At 60.6% G+C, this 15,825-nt stretch carries 15 protein-coding genes; 10 read left to right on the top strand and 5 right to left on the bottom strand.

The annotated features are described in order from the left end of the window. Positions 1-134 (top strand): phosphoenolpyruvate carboxylase (locus ACJ8QI_RS24055; RefSeq protein ID WP_268629757.1); only part of this gene is annotated, 134 nt, incomplete at its 5' end. Positions 135-244: 110 nt separating this feature from the next. Here the strand turns inward: ACJ8QI_RS24055 and metF are convergent. From metF to metB, 3 genes are all read right to left on the bottom strand, one after another. Continuing rightward, positions 245-1,141, bottom strand: coding sequence for a methylenetetrahydrofolate reductase (metF, locus tag ACJ8QI_RS24050; RefSeq protein ID WP_089186590.1), 897 nt, complete (start codon positions 1,139-1,141; stop codon positions 245-247). A gap of 228 nt (positions 1,142-1,369) precedes the next feature. Further along, entirely contained in the window at positions 1,370-3,805 is a 2,436-nt protein-coding gene (locus ACJ8QI_RS24045) for a bifunctional aspartate kinase/homoserine dehydrogenase II (RefSeq protein ID WP_201966961.1), read from the bottom strand. A 2-nt stretch (positions 3,806-3,807) separates the two neighbouring features. Beyond that, positions 3,808-4,968 (bottom strand): cystathionine gamma-synthase, encoded by a 1,161-nt coding sequence (metB, locus tag ACJ8QI_RS24040; protein WP_060448501.1) that lies wholly within the window; start codon positions 4,966-4,968, stop codon positions 3,808-3,810. A gap of 304 nt (positions 4,969-5,272) precedes the next feature. On the opposite strand from metB, the gene metJ reads away from it, so the two are divergent. Continuing rightward, the gene (gene metJ, locus ACJ8QI_RS24035) at positions 5,273-5,590 is read left to right on the top strand and encodes a met regulon transcriptional regulator MetJ (RefSeq protein WP_006317756.1); all 318 of its coding nucleotides are present in this window, start codon (positions 5,273-5,275) and stop codon (positions 5,588-5,590) included. Between the two features lie 77 nt (positions 5,591-5,667). Here the strand turns inward: metJ and rpmE are convergent, their stop codons facing one another. After that, positions 5,668-5,883, bottom strand: coding sequence for a 50S ribosomal protein L31 (rpmE, locus tag ACJ8QI_RS24030; RefSeq protein WP_004931078.1), 216 nt, complete (start codon positions 5,881-5,883; stop codon positions 5,668-5,670). A gap of 199 nt (positions 5,884-6,082) precedes the next feature. Between rpmE and priA the strand changes: the two genes are divergently transcribed. The 7 genes from priA to rraA all read left to right on the top strand — a co-directional run bounded on the left by priA (position 6,083) and on the right by rraA (position 14,148). Then, on the top strand, positions 6,083-8,278 hold the full coding sequence (priA, locus tag ACJ8QI_RS24025) for a primosomal protein N' (protein WP_442533180.1): 2,196 nt from the start codon (positions 6,083-6,085) through the stop codon (positions 8,276-8,278). Between the two features lie 291 nt (positions 8,279-8,569). After that, positions 8,570-9,598 carry a DNA-binding transcriptional regulator CytR gene (gene cytR / locus ACJ8QI_RS24020; RefSeq protein ID WP_038872675.1) on the top strand — a complete coding sequence of 343 codons (1,029 nt, stop codon included), beginning with the start codon at positions 8,570-8,572 and terminating at the stop codon, positions 9,596-9,598. Between the two features lie 65 nt (positions 9,599-9,663). Further along, positions 9,664-10,593, top strand: coding sequence for a cell division protein FtsN (gene ftsN / locus ACJ8QI_RS24015; RefSeq protein ID WP_070913791.1), 930 nt, complete (start codon positions 9,664-9,666; stop codon positions 10,591-10,593). Positions 10,594-10,695: 102 nt separating this feature from the next. After that, complete coding sequence (gene hslV, locus ACJ8QI_RS24010) at positions 10,696-11,226, top strand: ATP-dependent protease subunit HslV (RefSeq protein WP_004931085.1); 531 nt, start codon at positions 10,696-10,698, stop codon at positions 11,224-11,226. Positions 11,227-11,238: 12 nt separating this feature from the next. After that, positions 11,239-12,573: an HslU--HslV peptidase ATPase subunit gene (gene hslU / locus ACJ8QI_RS24005; protein ID WP_025304663.1), complete on the top strand. Its 1,335-nt coding sequence runs from the start codon at positions 11,239-11,241 to the stop codon at positions 12,571-12,573. A 96-nt stretch (positions 12,574-12,669) separates the two neighbouring features. After that, positions 12,670-13,587 (top strand): 1,4-dihydroxy-2-naphthoate polyprenyltransferase, encoded by a 918-nt coding sequence (locus tag ACJ8QI_RS24000; protein ID WP_015379416.1) that lies wholly within the window; start codon positions 12,670-12,672, stop codon positions 13,585-13,587. Between the two features lie 75 nt (positions 13,588-13,662). After that, the gene (gene rraA / locus ACJ8QI_RS23995) at positions 13,663-14,148 is read left to right on the top strand and encodes a ribonuclease E activity regulator RraA (RefSeq protein ID WP_038872664.1); all 486 of its coding nucleotides are present in this window, start codon (positions 13,663-13,665) and stop codon (positions 14,146-14,148) included. A 60-nt stretch (positions 14,149-14,208) separates the two neighbouring features. Here rraA and zapB read toward each other — a convergent pair whose 3' ends face one another. Then, positions 14,209-14,448, bottom strand: coding sequence for a septal ring assembly protein ZapB (gene zapB / locus ACJ8QI_RS23990; RefSeq protein WP_004931092.1), 240 nt, complete (start codon positions 14,446-14,448; stop codon positions 14,209-14,211). A gap of 524 nt (positions 14,449-14,972) precedes the next feature. Between zapB and ACJ8QI_RS23985 the strand changes: the two genes are divergently transcribed. Further along, a complete protein-coding gene (locus ACJ8QI_RS23985; RefSeq protein ID WP_038872721.1) occupies positions 14,973-15,818 on the top strand; it encodes an MIP/aquaporin family protein in 846 nt (281 codons plus the stop codon). The last annotated feature ends 7 nt before the right edge of the window (positions 15,819-15,825 follow it).

The raw sequence follows: 15,825 nt of genomic DNA, 5'->3' as shown, positions 1-15,825 counted from the left end.
CCGACCCACTGAACGTCTTGCAGGCCGAGCTGCTGCATCGTTCGCGTCAGCAGGAGCAGCCGGACGCCCGCGTCGAGCAGGCGCTGATGGTCACCATCGCCGGCGTCGCCGCCGGGATGCGCAACACCGGCTAGTGAGCCTAATCGCGGCCCCGTTTATCGGGGCCGTTTTTTTATGTCTTGTCTTCCCCACAAAAAAAGGGCGCCGCGGTAAAGCGACGCCCTTTTTCAATGGAACAAGCCTGTCAGGCGGCGGCCACCGGGCGCACGCCCAGCGTGTGACAGATGGCGTAGCTCATCTCGGCGCGGTTCAGCGTATAGAAGTGGAAATCTTTCACCCCTTCGCGGCTGAGGATCTTCACCATGTCCATGGCGATGTTGGCACCGACCATTTTGCGGGTCTCCGCATCGTCGTCCAGCCCTTCGAACATGCTGGTCATCCAGCTTGGCACCCGCACGTTGGTCATGGTGGCGAAGCGCTGCAGCTGCTTGAAGTTGGACACCGGCAGAATGCCCGGTACGATTTCCACGTCGATACCGGCGGCGACGCAGCGGTCGCGGAAGCGCAGGTAGCTCTCGACGTCGAAGAAGAACTGGGTGATGGCGCGACTGGCGCCGGCATCGATCTTACGTTTCAGGTTAATCAAATCGGCCTGGGCGCTCTTCGCCTCCGGGTGCACTTCCGGGTAGGCAGCGACGGAAATGTCGAAGTCGCCCACGTCTTTCAGCAGCGCCACCAGATCGGTCGCGTACATTTCCGGCTTGCCGGCGCCCGGCGGCAGATCACCGCGCAGCGCCACGATATGGCGGATGCCGCTGTTCCAGTAATCGGTCGCGATGTCGCGCAGCTGCGCCGGGCTGGCGTCGATGCAGGTCAGGTGCGGCGCCGCCTCCAGGCCGGTGCGCTCCTTGATCCCCTTGATGATGCTGTGGGTGCGATCGCGCTCGCCGGAGTTGGCACCGTAGGTGACGGAAACGAATTTGGGTTTGAGGATGCTCAGACGATCGATCGACTGCCACAGGGTCTCTTCCATCTCGCTGGTGCGCGGCGGGAAGAACTCGAATGATACGTTAATCTGGCCGTTCAACTCCGCCAGACTCTGATTCAGCGCTTCCCGCTGGTTTGCGTGGAAAAAGCTCATACCCTGCTCACCTCTTATCGATCACTGTTTTTATTTCATTTTTATGAGCGTCTATACGTTTAGACGTCTAGATAGAAAATGCCGCATGTTGGCTAAAGAGTCAACAGGAAAATGAGGGGAATAAGATGATTAATCTTCACCCGCTCAACGAGGGAATTTCATGACGGCGGCAGGGATAAGTATGGCAGGAAAAGCAAAGGGGCGCGGTGAACCCGCGCCCGCAGAGAATTAAAGCAGCTGTGCCAACCGGTTAAGGTCTGACTGGATCGCGCCGGCGGTCACGTCGCGGCCGGCGCCCGGCCCGCGGATCACCAGCGGATTATCGCGATACCAGCGGCTTTCGATGGCGAACACGTTGTCGCACGGCAGCAGCGAGGCCAGAGGATGCTCAGGACGCACCGCCTCCACGCCGACCCGCGCCTTGCCGTTGGCGTCGAAACGCGCCACGTGGCGCAACACCAGGCCCATTTCGCTGGCGGCCTCAAAGCGCTGCTGCATCTGTTGGTTCAGCGCCTCGCCGTTCTCGAAGAACTGATCGACGGAGCCCAGCTCACAGCCCGCCGGCACCAGCGACTCGACCCGCACCTGGTTCGGTTCGATGTCGTAGCCCGCTTCGCGCGCCAGGATCACCAGCTTGCGCATCACGTCCTGACCGGAGAGATCGACCCGCGGATCCGGTTCGGTCAGCCCCTGCTGCCAGGCCTGATCCACCAGTTCGGTAAACGGCACCGTGCCGTCATACTGCAAGAACAGCCAGGAAAGCGTGCCGGAGAAGATGCCGCTGATCGCCAAAATGCTGTCGCCGCTGTCGCGCAGATCGCGCACCGTATGGTTGACCGGCAGCCCGGCGCCGACGGTGGCGTTATACAGCCAGTGGCGGCCGGTTTTGGCGAAGGCGTCGCGAATTTGGCGATAGGTATCGCTGCACGAGGCACCCGCCAGCTTGTTGGCGCTGATCACGTGGAAACCGTAGCTGGCGAAATCCAGATACTGTCCGGCCAGCTCTTCGCTGGCGGTCACGTCGAGCACCACCAGATCGTCGAACGGGTGCGCGCGCATCCACAGGAACAGCGACTCTTCGTCGAGTTCCTGCGCCTCGTCCTCAAAGAACGCCAATGCACGGCTGGCGTCCAGCCCGTCGTAGTTCAGCAGGCTGCGGCGGCTGTCCACCACCCCCGCCAGGATAAATTCGAAACCGCTGCGCGCGGAGATATTGGTCTGCTCACGGGCGAACAGCTCCAGCCAGCGCGACCCGATGTTGCCCTTGCCGAACAGCACCAGACCGATGCGCTTCTCGGCGCGGAACAGGCTTTGGTGCAGCCCCTGAATCAGCAGCGCGGTCGGCCCCTGGCGCAATACCGCCACCAGGCTGATGCCATCTTCGGCCTGCCAGATAAACTCAACCGGCTGATCTTTCAGTTGCTGATAGAAACGGTGGCTGTGCAGCGGGTTCTTGCATACCCCGGCGCCGACCATCGCCACCAGCGCCAACCCTTCGCGCAGGTGCAGTTCACCCGGCAGCGCCGAGGCCTGCAGGGTCGCCAGCGCGCTGTTGACCACCTCGGAGGTGTAGCACAGCTGTATCCGATTGCGGTCAGGATGGATGCCCACCGCCAGCGGTTTGATCTGCGCGCGCTTGAGCACCAGATCCAACTCTTTCTGCGCCAGTTTGAAGTCATGCTGAGCGGCGACGTGCAGCTCAATCAGACACACGTCATCGTGGCTGGTGACAATCTTGGCACCGGTGCCGGACGCCAATACGCGCTCGATGCGCGTCGAGCCCTGCTCCGGCTGGTAGCTGCAGCGCAGCTGAAGATCGATATCGCTGCCGGAGACCGGCTGCAGGGTGCGGGTATGCAGCACCGGCGCCGCCAGGCGCGCCAGCTCGCTGGCTTCGTCCAGGCGCAGCAGCGGCAGCAGGCAGGCGTCTTTCACCTTGCGCGGGTCGGCGCTGTATACCCCGGCCACGTCGCTCCAGATGGTGACGCGCGCCGCGCCGGCCAACGCGCCGACCTGAGTGGCAGAGTAGTCGCTGCCGTTGCGCCCCAACAGCACGGTTTCCCCGGCGTCGTTGCGCGAAATGAAGCCGGTCACCACCAGGCGCTTGCCCGGATGTTGGGCCAACAATTGTTGCAACAGCGGATAAGAACGGCCTTCATCCACCTGCGGCTGCGCGGCGCGCTCGGCGCGCAGGAAATCACGCGCATCCAGCCAGGCCGCCTGCATATCCAGGTGGTTGAGCACCGCCGCCATCAGGCGCGCCGACCAGATCTCGCCGTGCCCGACCACTTCGGCATAGCACACCTCGTCGACGTTGCCGTCCAGCAGCACCGCCAGACGTTCCAGATCCTGAATGAACTCGGCGATCAGCGGCTCGGCGCTTTCCGCCGGCAGCAGGCCGCCGATAAGATCGCTATGATAGCGGCGCAACGTCTGCTGCACCTGGTGCGCAGACAGGCGATCGCTCTGGCTGAGCTTCAGCCAGTTGATCAACTGGTTGGTGGTACTGCCGGCGGCCGATACCACCATCATGTCGCCCGGCTGGCTGTATTCCGCCATAATCCCGGCCACACGCAGATAACACTTCACATCCGCCAGACTGCTGCCGCCAAACTTGTGCAGTTGACGCCCGCTCACCGGCCCTGCTACAGCAATTGCATTCATGCTTACCTCGTTGCCGCCGCCTGGAACGCGCGTTCCAGATCGGCAATCAAATCTTCACTGTCTTCAATACCCACGGAAATGCGCAGCAGGCTCTCGGAGATGCCGGCCGCTGCCCGCGCCTCCGCCGCCATGCCGGCGTGAGTCATGGTCGCTGCATGCGAGATCAGGCTTTCTACGCCGCCCAGCGATTCTGCCAGAGTAAACAGCTCAAGGGCAGAGAGAAAACGGCGCAGCACCGCTTCATCGCCGTCCAGTTCAAAACTCAGCATCGCGCCGAAGCCGCGCTGCTGCCGGCGGGCGATCTCATGCCCCGGGTTTTCCGGCAGGGAGGGATGATACAGCTTTTTCACCAGCGGTTGCTGCTGTAAATAGCCGACAATCGCTTCGGCGTTTTGCTGCGCCGCCTTGATGCGCGGCGACAGCGTGCGCATGCCGCGCAGCAGCAGATAGCTGTCGAACGCGCCGCCGGTCACGCCGATATTGTTCGCCCACCAGGCCAATTCGACCGCCAGCTCGGGATCTTTGGCAATCACCGCGCCGGCCACCACGTCCGAATGCCCGTTCAGGTATTTGGTGCAAGAATGGACCACCAGATCGGCACCGAGTTCGATCGGCTGTTGCAGGGCCGGGCTGAGGAAAGTGTTGTCCACCACCGTCAACGCGCCCGCCGCGTGTGCGGCGGCGCAGATCGCCGCGATGTCCACCACCCGCAGCAGCGGATTGCTGGGGCTTTCAATCAGCACCAGCTTCGGCTTTTGCGCCAGCGCCTGCTGCAGGGCTTCTTCATTACCCTGATCGACGAACAGCACGCGATAGGCGCCGCGCTTGCTCAGGCTGTCGAACAACCGATAGCTGCCGCCGTAGCAGTCGTGCGGCGCCACCAGCAGATCGCCGGGCTTCAGCAGCACGGTGGTCACCAGATGGATCGCCGACATCCCGCTGCCGGTCATCACCGCGCCGGCGCCGCCTTCCAGCTCCGCCAACGCGCGTTGCACCACGTCACGCGTCGGGTTGCCGCGACGCGAATAATCATGGGCTCGGGGTTGGTTGAAGTCGGTAAAGTTATAGGTGCTGGACAGATGAATCGGCGGGACAACGCAGCCATACTGTTCGTCGTCGTTCAGGCCGCTGCGTACGGCAATCGTGGCTGGTTTACGCGTCATGGGCTCGCTCGGCTCTCGGTTCGGTGAATGAGGCCTAAAGAGTAATCGCAGGATTGATAGACGTCAATACATCTGGACATCTAAACTTCTCTGCGTATAGATTGAGCAATGGCACAATACCCGCTAAAATTATGCCGATATGACATGACGATAAGATGTTAAGCCACAATGTCCCGCCGAGGCGGGGCATTCAGTGACCCTGGTCGCGTAAAATTGACATTTATTTAGTGAGAACAGTGAAGATCGGGCATAATTGGCCGGTTTTTAGAATTTTGTAATTTTTCTGACAAAGTTAAGGTGTCCCATGGCTGAGTGGAACGGCGAGTATGTCAGCCCTTACGCTGAACACGGTAAAAAAAGCGAGCAAGTCAAAAAGATCACGGTATCCATTCCGCTGAAGGTCCTGAAAATCCTCACCGACGAACGGACCCGTCGCCAGGTGAACAACCTGCGCCACGCCACCAACAGCGAACTGCTGTGCGAAGCGTTTCTGCATGCCTTTACCGGCCAGCCGCTGCCGAACGATGAAGACCTGCGCAAAGAGCGCAGCGATGAAATCCCGGAAGCCGCAAAAGTGTTGATGCGCGAACTGGGTGTCGATCCCGATACCTGGGAATATTGAGAACCGCTCGGCGAACGCCGGCGGCAGAAACGAAAAAAGGCGCCAAAGGCGCCTTTTTCATCGGACGATAAGAAATCTTATTTCTTAGCGCCTGGTACGCTGAAACGCTTGTTGAAGCGGTCAACGCGGCCACCGGTAGCAACGTCACGCTGCTTGCCAGTGTAGAACGGGTGGCATGCGCCACAAACGTCCAGGTTCAGATCGTGGCCCACGGTGGAGCGGATCTTCATCACGTTACCGCAAGAGCAGTTAGCAGTAACTTCTTCGTATTTTGGGTGGATACCTTGTTTCATGGGAAACCTCAGTTAAGGCCGTGTCGCTATCCAGCCCTGTTTCGCCAGACACCACACGTGGTTGATAATAGAATTTTGGTATCGAATTATACCAAAGGCGGCAAATTATACAGCATTAGTCGGGGCGCGCAATCGGAACCGTACATTTGCCGATGCGCCGTGTAAACTGATGCCCACTTTTTTCAATTTGGATGAGATCATGCCCGTCGTACACGTTGCCTTGCCGGTCCCCCTCGCCCGCACCTTCGACTATCTGCTGCCGCCCGGCATGCAGCCGGTGGCCGGCGCGCGCGTGGGCGTCCCTTGGGGCAGGCAGCATGCGATCGGCATCGTCACCGGCTGCAGCGACACCAGCGAACTGCCGCTGGACAAGCTCAAACCGATCGACAGCGTGATCGACGCCGAGTCGCTGTTCTCCCCCAGCCTGTGGCGCATCCTGCGCTGGGCCAGCGATTACTATCACTACCCCATCGGCGAGGTGCTGTTCCATGCGCTGCCGATCCTGCTGCGGCAAGGCAAACCGGCCGAGGCCGCACCGCTGTGGCAATGGTTCGCCACCGAAGAGGGGCGTGCCACCCCGCCCGAAAGCCTGAAACGCGCGCCGAAACAGCAGCAGGCGCTGGCGGCGCTGCTGCAACGCCCGGTCTATCGCCACCAGGTCAGCCAGCTGGAGCTGACGGAAAGCGCCCTGCAGGCGCTGCGCGCCAAAGGGCTGATCGATCTGCGCGCTCAGGTCGCGGATACGCACGACTGGCGCCCCAACTTCGCGGTGCTCGGCGATCGGCTGCGGCTGAACACTGAACAGGCTACCGCCGTCGGGGCGATCAGAAGCGAGGATGAGCAGTTCGCCGCCTGGCTGCTGGCCGGGGTGACCGGCTCCGGCAAGACCGAGGTCTACCTCAGCGTGCTGGAGAACGTGCTGGCCAAAGGCCGGCAGGCGCTGGTGCTGGTGCCGGAAATCGGCCTGACGCCGCAAACCATCGCCCGCTTTCGCGAGCGCTTCAACGCGCCGGTAGACGTGCTGCACTCCGGGCTGAACGACAGCGAGCGGCTGGCGGTTTGGCTGCGCGCGCGCAGCGGCGAAGCCGCCATCGTCATCGGCACCCGCTCGGCGCTGTTCACGCCGTTCCGTCAGTTGGGCGTGATCATCATCGACGAAGAGCACGACAGCTCTTATAAACAACAGGAAGGCTGGCGCTACCACGCCCGCGATCTGGCGGTGTTCCGCGCCCGGGAAGAGGATATCCCGATGGTGATGGGCTCCGCGACCCCGGCATTGGAAACGCTGCACAACGTGCAGCTGGGCAAATATCGCCAGCTGAAGCTCACCCAGCGCGCGGGCAACGCCAAGCCGGCGGCGCAGCACCTGATCGATCTGAAGGGGCTTCCGCTGAAGGTCGGCCTGTCGCAGCCGCTGCTGAAGAGCATGCAGCACCATTTAAAAGCCGGCAATCAGGTGATGCTGTTCCTCAACCGCCGCGGTTACGCCCCGGCGCTGCTGTGCCACGAGTGCGGCTGGATCGCCGAATGCCAGCGCTGCGATCACTACTACACCTTCCACCAGCATCAGCGCCAGCTGCGCTGCCACCACTGCGACAGCCAGCGGCCGGTGCCGCACCAGTGCCCGCAGTGCGGCTCCACCCACCTGGTGTCGGTCGGCGTCGGCACCGAACAGCTGGAGCAGGAGCTGGCGCCGCTGTTCCCCGATACGCCGATCACCCGCATCGATCGCGACACCACCAGCCGTAAAGGCGCGCTTGAGCAGCACCTGGCGGATATCCATCGCGGCGAAGCGCGCATTCTGATCGGCACGCAGATGCTGGCCAAGGGCCACCATTTTCCCGACGTCACCCTAGTGGCGTTGCTGGACGTGGACGGCGCGCTGTTCTCCGCCGACTTCCGCTCCGCCGAGCGTTTCGCTCAGCTGTATACCCAGGTCTCCGGGCGGGCCGGCCGGGCGGGCAAGCAGGGGGAAGTGCTGCTGCAAACCCACCATCCGGAGCACCCGCTGCTGCAGGTGCTACTGCAACAGGGTTACGACGCCTTCGCCAAACAGACGCTGGCGGAGCGCAACAGCGTGTTTCTGCCGCCTTACACCAGCCACATCATCGTGCGCGCCGAAGATCACGACAACCAGCAGGCCCCGCTGTTCCTGCAGCAGCTGCGCAACCTGCTGGAAGCCAGCCCGCTGAAGGACGATTCGCTGTGGGTGATGGGCCCGGTGCCGGCGCTGCAGTCCAAACGCGGCGGCCGTTTCCGCTGGCAGCTGCTGCTGCAGCACCCGACGCGGCGCGTCCTGCAACAGCTGATGAAAAGCTCGCTGCCGCTGATCGGCACCCTGCCGCAAACGCGCAAGGTGAAATGGACGCTGGATGTCGATCCGATCGACAGCTGATCCCGGAAAAGTCCGATTTAGCTGCCGCAGTGCAAACGTTTACCCTTGGAATTGCGAGCGAACGCTAAAAAACCTTCTCAGGTCACATTTTTTATGCAAATTAGGTAACAAAGGCGGGGCGTATTCTGTTTAGAATGTCTGCGAGGGCAAATTTTGTCGCCACATCGCAGCGCGACGGAGTGCCCGAACGCGAGTGGCGCTCAATGACAACAATCTCGCCACCGCATGCCGGACATTGTGAGCAAACAGCAGTAGTGGCGTCGGCATGGGGCTGACGCAAGGAGAAAGGCGTTGGAACACAAGAAAGAGTTATCCATGGCGACCATGAAAGACGTCGCCGAAATGGCGGGCGTTTCAACGGCTACCGTATCGCGTGCGCTGATGAACCCGGAAAAGGTGTCAACGCCAACGCGCCAGAAGGTGGAACAGGCCGTCCTGGCCGTGGGTTATTCTCCTCATGCTCTGTCACGCAATATCAAGCGCAACGAATCCCGCACCATCCTGGTGATCGTGCCCGACATCTGCGATCCGTTTTTCGCCGATGTGATCCAGGGGATCGAACAGACCGCCGCCCAACAAGGCTATCTGGTGCTGATCGGCGACTGCGCGCAGCAAAACCAGCAAGAGCGCACCTTCGTCAATCTGATCATCACCAAACAGATCGACGGCATGCTGCTGCTGGGCTCCAACCTGCCGTTCGACGCCAGCAAGGAAGAACAGCGCAACCTGCCGCCGATGGTGATGGCCAACGAGTTCGCCCCCGAGCTGGAACTGCCGACGGTGCACATCGACAACCTGACCGCCGCCTTTGAAGCCGTGCATTATTTGCATCAATTGGGCCACCGGCAGATCGCCTGCGTCGCCGGGCCGGAACAGATGCCGCTGAGCCATTATCGGCTGCAGGGTTACGTTCAAGCGCTACGTCGTAATGGCATTACCGTCGAAAGCAGCTATATTACCCGGGGTGATTTTACCTACGAAGCCGGCGCGCAAGCGCTGACGGCGCTGATGGCGCAGCCGAAACCGCCAACGGCGGTATTCTGCCACAGCGACGTCATGGCGATCGGCGTGCTGTCCCAGGCGAAGAAAATGGGGCTGCGGATACCGCAGGATCTGTCGATCGTCGGCTTTGATGACCTCAAGCTGGCGCAGTATTGCGATCCGCCGCTGACCACGGTGGCGCAGCCGCGCTTCCAGATCGGCCAGCAGGCGATGTTGTTGCTGTTGGAGCAGTTGAACGGCCAGACGGTGGCCAGCGGCTCCCGGCTATTGGACAGTGAATTGATTATCAGAGGCAGCACCGCTGCCCCGAAACGCTAGTCAAATATTTTAGGGTTCAGTAACATGACGGACTTATCCTCTCATCAGGACACAGCGGAATAATAGTGGCACAAAAAGACTATGTAAGCCGTGGGCGCGCAGCAGGAGCTAAGCGTAAAACCCCCAGCCGTAAAAAACGCAGTTCTCCGAAGGTTTCCAAAACCGTGCTGGCGTTAGCCGCCGCGTTGCTGGTTGTCTTTGTCGGTGGCCTCTATTTCATTACGCACAACAAGCCGGAAGACGCGCCGTTGTTGCCTGCGCACACCACGCGCCCCGGCAACGGCCTGCCGCCGAAGCCGGAAGAGCGCTGGCGCTACATCAAAGAGCTGGAAAACCGGCAGATCGGCGTGCAAACCCCGACCGAACCGACGGCCGGCGGCGAGCTCAATTCCAAAACTCAGCTGACCGCCGAACAGCGGCAGCTGCTGGAGCAGATGCAGGCCGATATGCAGCAGCGCCCGACGCAGCTGAACGAAGTGCCGTATAACGATCCGGGCCAGGCCAACGCGCGCAGCACCCGCCAGCAGCAGCAGATGCAACAACAGCAAATGCAGCAGCAGCCGGTACAGCAACAGCAGCAGGTCAGCCAGCCGCCGCGCAACCCGTTCAGCAACGGGGCCACTACCGCGCCGGTGCACCCGCAGCCAAAACCGACTGCCCAGCAACCGGTGCAGGTGAAACAGCCTGAGCCGAAGCCGCAACCGAAGCCGGAGCCCAAACCGGAAGTGAAGCAGGAAACGGCCAAGCAGGAAACCAAACCGGAGTCGAAGCAGAAGTGGATGGTGCAATGCGGTTCGTTCCGCGCCACCGATCAGGCTGAATCCGTGCGTGCGCGCCTGGCGTTCGAAGGCATCGAGAGCCGCATCACCGCCGGCGGTGGTTGGAATCGCGTGGTGCTCGGCCCGTACAGCAGCCGCGCCGCCGCGGACAAAACCCTTTCGCGCCTGAAGGGCGTCGGCATGTCGAGTTGCATTCCCCTCTCCGTTGGGGGTTGAAAAGCGTCAATCCCCCCCCATCTATACTCTCAATATGCCTCGTAGCGTCTGCGAAAGCAGGCGCTGCGGGGACTTCTTTCCGTCTTTAACGAGGGTCTGCTCGTGACAACAATTGTAAGCGTACGCCGCAACGGCCAGGTCGTCATCGGTGGTGATGGCCAGGCAACCCTGGGTAATACGGTGATGAAGGGTAACGTCAAGAAAGTGCGTCGCCTGTATAACGACAAAGTGATCGCCGGTTTCGCCGGTGGCACCGCTGACGCCTTCACGCTGTTTGAACTGTTTGAACGCAAACTGGAAATGCATCAGGGCCACCTGGTGAAAGCTGCCGTCGAGCTGGCGAAAGACTGGCGCACCGACCGCATGCTGCGCAAGCTCGAAGCGCTGCTGGCGGTCGCCGATGAAACCGCCTCGCTGATCATCACCGGCAACGGCGATGTGGTGCAGCCGGAAAACGATCTGATCGCCATCGGTTCCGGCGGCCCGTACGCCCAGGCCGCAGCCCGCGCCATGTTGGAAAATACCGAGCTGAGCGCCCGCGACATCGTTGAGAAATCCCTCAACATCGCCGGCGACATCTGTATTTACACCAACCATTTCCACACCATTGAAGAATTGCCTTCCAAAGCGTAAGGATCGAATACCATGTCTGAAATGACCCCGCGCGAGATCGTCAGCGAACTGGACAGCTATATCATTGGCCAAAACAAGGCCAAACGCGCTGTCGCCATTGCCCTGCGCAACCGCTGGCGCCGGATGCAGCTCAACGAGATGCTGCGTCACGAAGTGACCCCGAAAAACATTCTGATGATCGGCCCGACCGGCGTCGGTAAAACCGAAATCGCCCGTCGTCTGGCGAAGCTGGCCAACGCGCCGTTCATCAAGGTTGAAGCCACCAAGTTCACCGAAGTGGGCTATGTGGGCAAAGAAGTGGACTCCATCATCCGCGATCTGACCGATGCCGCCATCAAAATGGTGCGCATGCAGTCGATCGAGAAAAACCGCACCCGTGCCGAAGAGTTGGCCGAAGAGCGCATTCTCGACGTGCTGATCCCGCCGGCTAAGAACAACTGGGGCCAGCCGGAAGAGCATCAGGAGCCGTCCGCCGCCCGCCAGGCATTCCGCAAGAAACTGCGCGAAGGCCAGCTGGACGACAAAGAGATCGAAATCGATCTGGCCGCGGCGCCGATGGGCGTGGAAATCATGGCGCCTCCGGGCATGGAAGAGATGACCAACCAGCTGCAGTCGATGTTCCAGAACCTCGGCGGCCAGAAGCAAAAGCCGCGCAAGGTGAAGATCAAAGAAGCCTTCAAGCTGCTGGTGGAAGAAGAAGCCGCCAAGCTGGTGAACCCGGAAGAGCTGAAAGAGCAGGCGATCGAAGCGGTTGAACAGCACGGCATCGTGTTTATCGACGAGATCGACAAAATCTGTAAGCGCGGCGGCCAGAGCTCCGGTCCGGACGTCTCGCGCGAAGGCGTGCAGCGCGATCTGCTGCCGCTGGTGGAAGGCTGCACCGTATCGACCAAGCACGGTATGGTGAAGACCGACCACATCCTGTTCATCGCTTCCGGCGCGTTCCAGACCGCCAATCCGTCGGATCTGATCCCGGAACTGCAGGGCCGTCTGCCGATCCGCGTTGAGCTGCAGGCGCTGACCACCGAAGACTTCGAGCGCATCCTGACCGAGCCGAGCGCGTCGCTGACCGAGCAGTACAAAGCGCTGATGGGCACCGAAGGCGTCAACATCGAGTTCACCGCCGACGGCATCCGCCGCATCGCCGAAGCCGCGTGGCAGGTCAACGAAAGCACCGAGAATATCGGCGCGCGTCGTCTGCACACCGTGCTGGAACGTCTGATGGAAGATATTTCCTACGATGCGAGTGAAATTAATGGCCAATCCATTACAATTGATGCGGATTACGTGCGCAGTCATCTGGATGAACTGGTGGCGGATGAAGATTTGAGTCGTTTTATCCTATAATCGCTCAATCATTGTCTTGTCAGTCATCTGTGTGGGAGGCATTGCCTCCCACAATTATTTCTAACGGACACCGCAACTCACTGACAGAAGCGAAACATGAGCTCATCAACCTCCACCACCCCGATCTCCGCCTGGCTGGAAAGTCTACGCCCCCGCACCCTGCCGTTGGCTTTTGCCTCCATCGTGGTCGGCTCGGCCATCGCCGCCTGGCACGGCAGCCTGAAACCTGAAGTGGCGCTGCTGGCGCTGTTGACCGCCGGCCTGCTGCAGATCCTCTCCAACCTGGCGAACGACTACGGCGATGCGGTCAAAGGCAGCGACAAAGAAGATCGCATCGGGCCCTTGCGCGGCATGCAAAAAGGCATGATCACTCAGGCGCAGATGAAACGGGCGCTGGTGGTGACGGTGGTGCTGATCGCCCTCGCCGGCTGTTCGCTGATCGCCGTCGCCTGCGAGCAACCCAGCGACGTGGTGGGCTTCCTGGTGCTGGGCGGGCTGTCTATCGTGGCGGCCATCACCTATACCGTCGGCAACAAGCCCTACGGGTATTTGGGGCTGGGCGACATCTCGGTGCTGGTGTTCTTCGGCTGGCTGAGCGTGGCCGGCACCTACTATTTGCAAACGCACACCTTCGACAGCGTCGTGATGCTGCCGGCCACCGCCTGCGGCCTGCTGGCGACGGCGGTGCTCAACATCAACAATCTGCGCGATATCGAGAGCGATCGCGAAAACGGCAAGAACACGCTGGCGGTGCGCCTCGGCCCGCACAAGGCGCGCATTTACCATGCCCTGCTGCTCGGCGGCGCGGTGCTGTGTTTCGCGCTGTTTACGCTGTTCAATCTCCACAGCCCGTGGGGCTGGCTGTTCGTGCTGGCGATCCCGCTGCTGGTGCGCCACGGCCTGCGCGTGCTGCGCGATCCGACGCCGGTCGGCATGCGGCCGATGCTGGAACACATGGTCAAGGCGGCGTTGCTGGCCAACCTGCTGTTCGCCATCGGCGTGGCGCTCAGTTAAAAACTGATGATTTTGCCAACAGGGCGAATAAAGGGATATACTGAACATTCCAGCGGCAAACAGACGTAAAATCCTATGAAATACGATACTTCCGAACTTTGCGACATCTATCATGAAGAGGTGAACGTTGTTGAACCTCTGTTCTCCAATTTTGGCGGGCGTACTTCATTTGGCGGGCAGATCACCACGGTGAAATGCTTTGAGGATAACGGCCTGTTGTTCGATCTGCTTGAAGAAAACGGCCGCGGCCGCGTGCTGTTGGTCGACGGCGGCGGTTCGGTACGCCGGGCGCTGATCAACGCCGAACTGGCGCGCCTGGCCGCCCAGAACGAATGGGAAGGCATCGTGGTGTACGGCGCGGTGCGTCAGGTGGACGATCTGGAAGAGCTCGACATCGGCATTCAGGCGATGGCGGCGATCCCGGTGGGTGCCGTGAGCGAAGGCGTGGGCGAAAGCGATATCCGCGTCAACTTCGGTGGCGTCACCTTCTTCTCCGGCGATCACCTGTATGCCGACAACACCGGCATCATCCTCTCCGAAGACCCGCTCGACATCGAGTGATTTTCGGTCATGAAAAAGGGCGCCTGAGGCGCCCTTTTCGTTGCTGCATGGCGTGAGGAATCAGACCTCTTCCATTTTGCCCAGCAGAGCGCGCAGGCGATCTTGCCATACGTGCTGTTCTTCTTTCAGCTGTTGGTTTTCGCGCACCAGCGCCTCGTGGTTGCCGGAGGCAGCCTGAACTTCCTGCGACAGAGAGTTGTTTTTGTCTTTCAGCTCTTCAATTTCCATCTGCAACAAGGTGATGGTATCAATCGCCTGCTGTACTTTTGCTTCCAGTTTCTCAAATACTTCAAATGACATGCTTCAGTCCCCTCATGATAGCAAGGCGTACATCTATAAGTAGCGGCCGCAACGTCGGCTGCAGCTACTGCGAATATTGCATCGCGCTCAGTGACGCGCGCCGTTACAGAAGGCGCGCCAGTCTCGATTCGTTAAAAACGATTGTAAGTAGCCAGTCTCCGCCTGTCTAGCAACATACCGGATCATCGCGCAGTCTGTTGCAATTTTCCTGCCCCCGCCATCAGCAAAAACTGAAAATCCCCGCCGCCACCGCCGCGAGTTGTTAACAACCCTCGCCAAACCACTGGTCAGATCACACTTTTATGGCTCAGAAAGAACACTAAACGACGCGAAATCGCTCAATTTTATGACGCGCCACACACATTTTGATTTCGCTATTTCTCGTTTATGTTCGTTAACGATAAATTTACATCACGTCCTTATTCAATAATTGGACGAGATGAAAAAAACTGTGCCCATAGGCCGGATGTATACCCAACTGAGCCTATAAACCAACAACCGCCGTTTTGCAGGACAACAACATTATGAGCCAAACCACCAGTCCGACATTAAAAGGCCAGTGCATCGCCGAGTTCCTCGGCACGGCGCTGCTGATCTTCTTTGGCGTAGGCTGCGTTGCCGCGCTGAAACTGGCGGGCGCCAGCTTCGGCCAGTGGGAAATCAGCATCATTTGGGGCCTGGGCGTCGCCATGGCCATCTATCTGACCGCCGCCATTTCCGGCGCGCATCTCAACCCTGCGGTCACCCTCGCTCTGTGGCTGTTCGCCTGCTTCGACGGGCGCAAAGTGGTGCCTTACATCATTGCACAGGTCGCCGGTGCCTTCTGCGCCGCTGCCCTGGTCTATGGGCTGTACTACAACCTGTTCTTCGACTTTGAAGCGGCTCACCACATGGTGCGCGGCAGCAACGAAAGCCTCGAACTGGCGGGCATCTTCTCGACTTACCCTAACGCGCACATCTCCGTCGGCCAGGCCTTCCTGGTAGAAACGGTGATCGCCGCCATTCTGATGTGCCTGATCCTGGCGCTGACCGACGACGGCAACGGCATTCCGCGCGGCCCGCTGGCCCCGCTGCTGATCGGTATTCTGATTGCCGTGATCGGCGCCTCCATGGGACCATTGACCGGCTTTGCGTTGAACCCGGCGCGTGACTTCGGGCCGAAACTGTTTGCCTACCTGGCCGGCTGGGGCAAAGTCGCCTTCACCGGCGCACGGGACATCCCGTACTTCCTGGTGCCGATCTTCGCCCCTATCGTCGGCTGTGGCCTGGGCGCTTTCGGTTACCGTGCGCTGATTGGCCGCCACCTGCCGTGCGACGTCTGCGTGACGGAAGAAGAGCCTGATGCCAAGACCCAGCAGCGCAAAGCGTGATGGGTGC

It is taken from the genome of Serratia sp. CY84636 (assembly GCF_052166245.1).
GTDB classification, from domain to species: Bacteria; Pseudomonadota; Gammaproteobacteria; order Enterobacterales; family Enterobacteriaceae; genus Serratia; species Serratia nevei.
This window is presented reverse-complemented; position numbering and strand designations above follow the sequence as displayed.

Excerpts from the sequence above, each read along its gene's own strand:
- metJ (WP_006317756.1), top strand. The coding sequence starts at position 5,273 with ATGGCTGAGTGGAACGGCGAGTATGTCAGCCCTTACGCTGAACACGGT.
- zapB (WP_004931092.1), bottom strand. The coding sequence starts at position 14,448 with ATGTCATTTGAAGTATTTGAGAAACTGGAAGCAAAAGTACAGCAGGCG.
- rraA (WP_038872664.1), top strand. The coding sequence starts at position 13,663 with ATGAAATACGATACTTCCGAACTTTGCGACATCTATCATGAAGAGGTG.
- rpmE (WP_004931078.1), bottom strand. The coding sequence starts at position 5,883 with ATGAAACAAGGTATCCACCCAAAATACGAAGAAGTTACTGCTAACTGC.
- ACJ8QI_RS24045 (WP_201966961.1), bottom strand. The coding sequence starts at position 3,805 with ATGAATGCAATTGCTGTAGCAGGGCCGGTGAGCGGGCGTCAACTGCAC.
- metF (WP_089186590.1), bottom strand. The coding sequence starts at position 1,141 with ATGAGCTTTTTCCACGCAAACCAGCGGGAAGCGCTGAATCAGAGTCTG.
- ACJ8QI_RS23985 (WP_038872721.1), top strand. The coding sequence starts at position 14,973 with ATGAGCCAAACCACCAGTCCGACATTAAAAGGCCAGTGCATCGCCGAG.
- metB (WP_060448501.1), bottom strand. The coding sequence starts at position 4,968 with ATGACGCGTAAACCAGCCACGATTGCCGTACGCAGCGGCCTGAACGAC.
- priA (WP_442533180.1), top strand. The coding sequence starts at position 6,083 with ATGCCCGTCGTACACGTTGCCTTGCCGGTCCCCCTCGCCCGCACCTTC.
- ACJ8QI_RS24000 (WP_015379416.1), top strand. The coding sequence starts at position 12,670 with ATGAGCTCATCAACCTCCACCACCCCGATCTCCGCCTGGCTGGAAAGT.
- hslU (WP_025304663.1), top strand. The coding sequence starts at position 11,239 with ATGTCTGAAATGACCCCGCGCGAGATCGTCAGCGAACTGGACAGCTAT.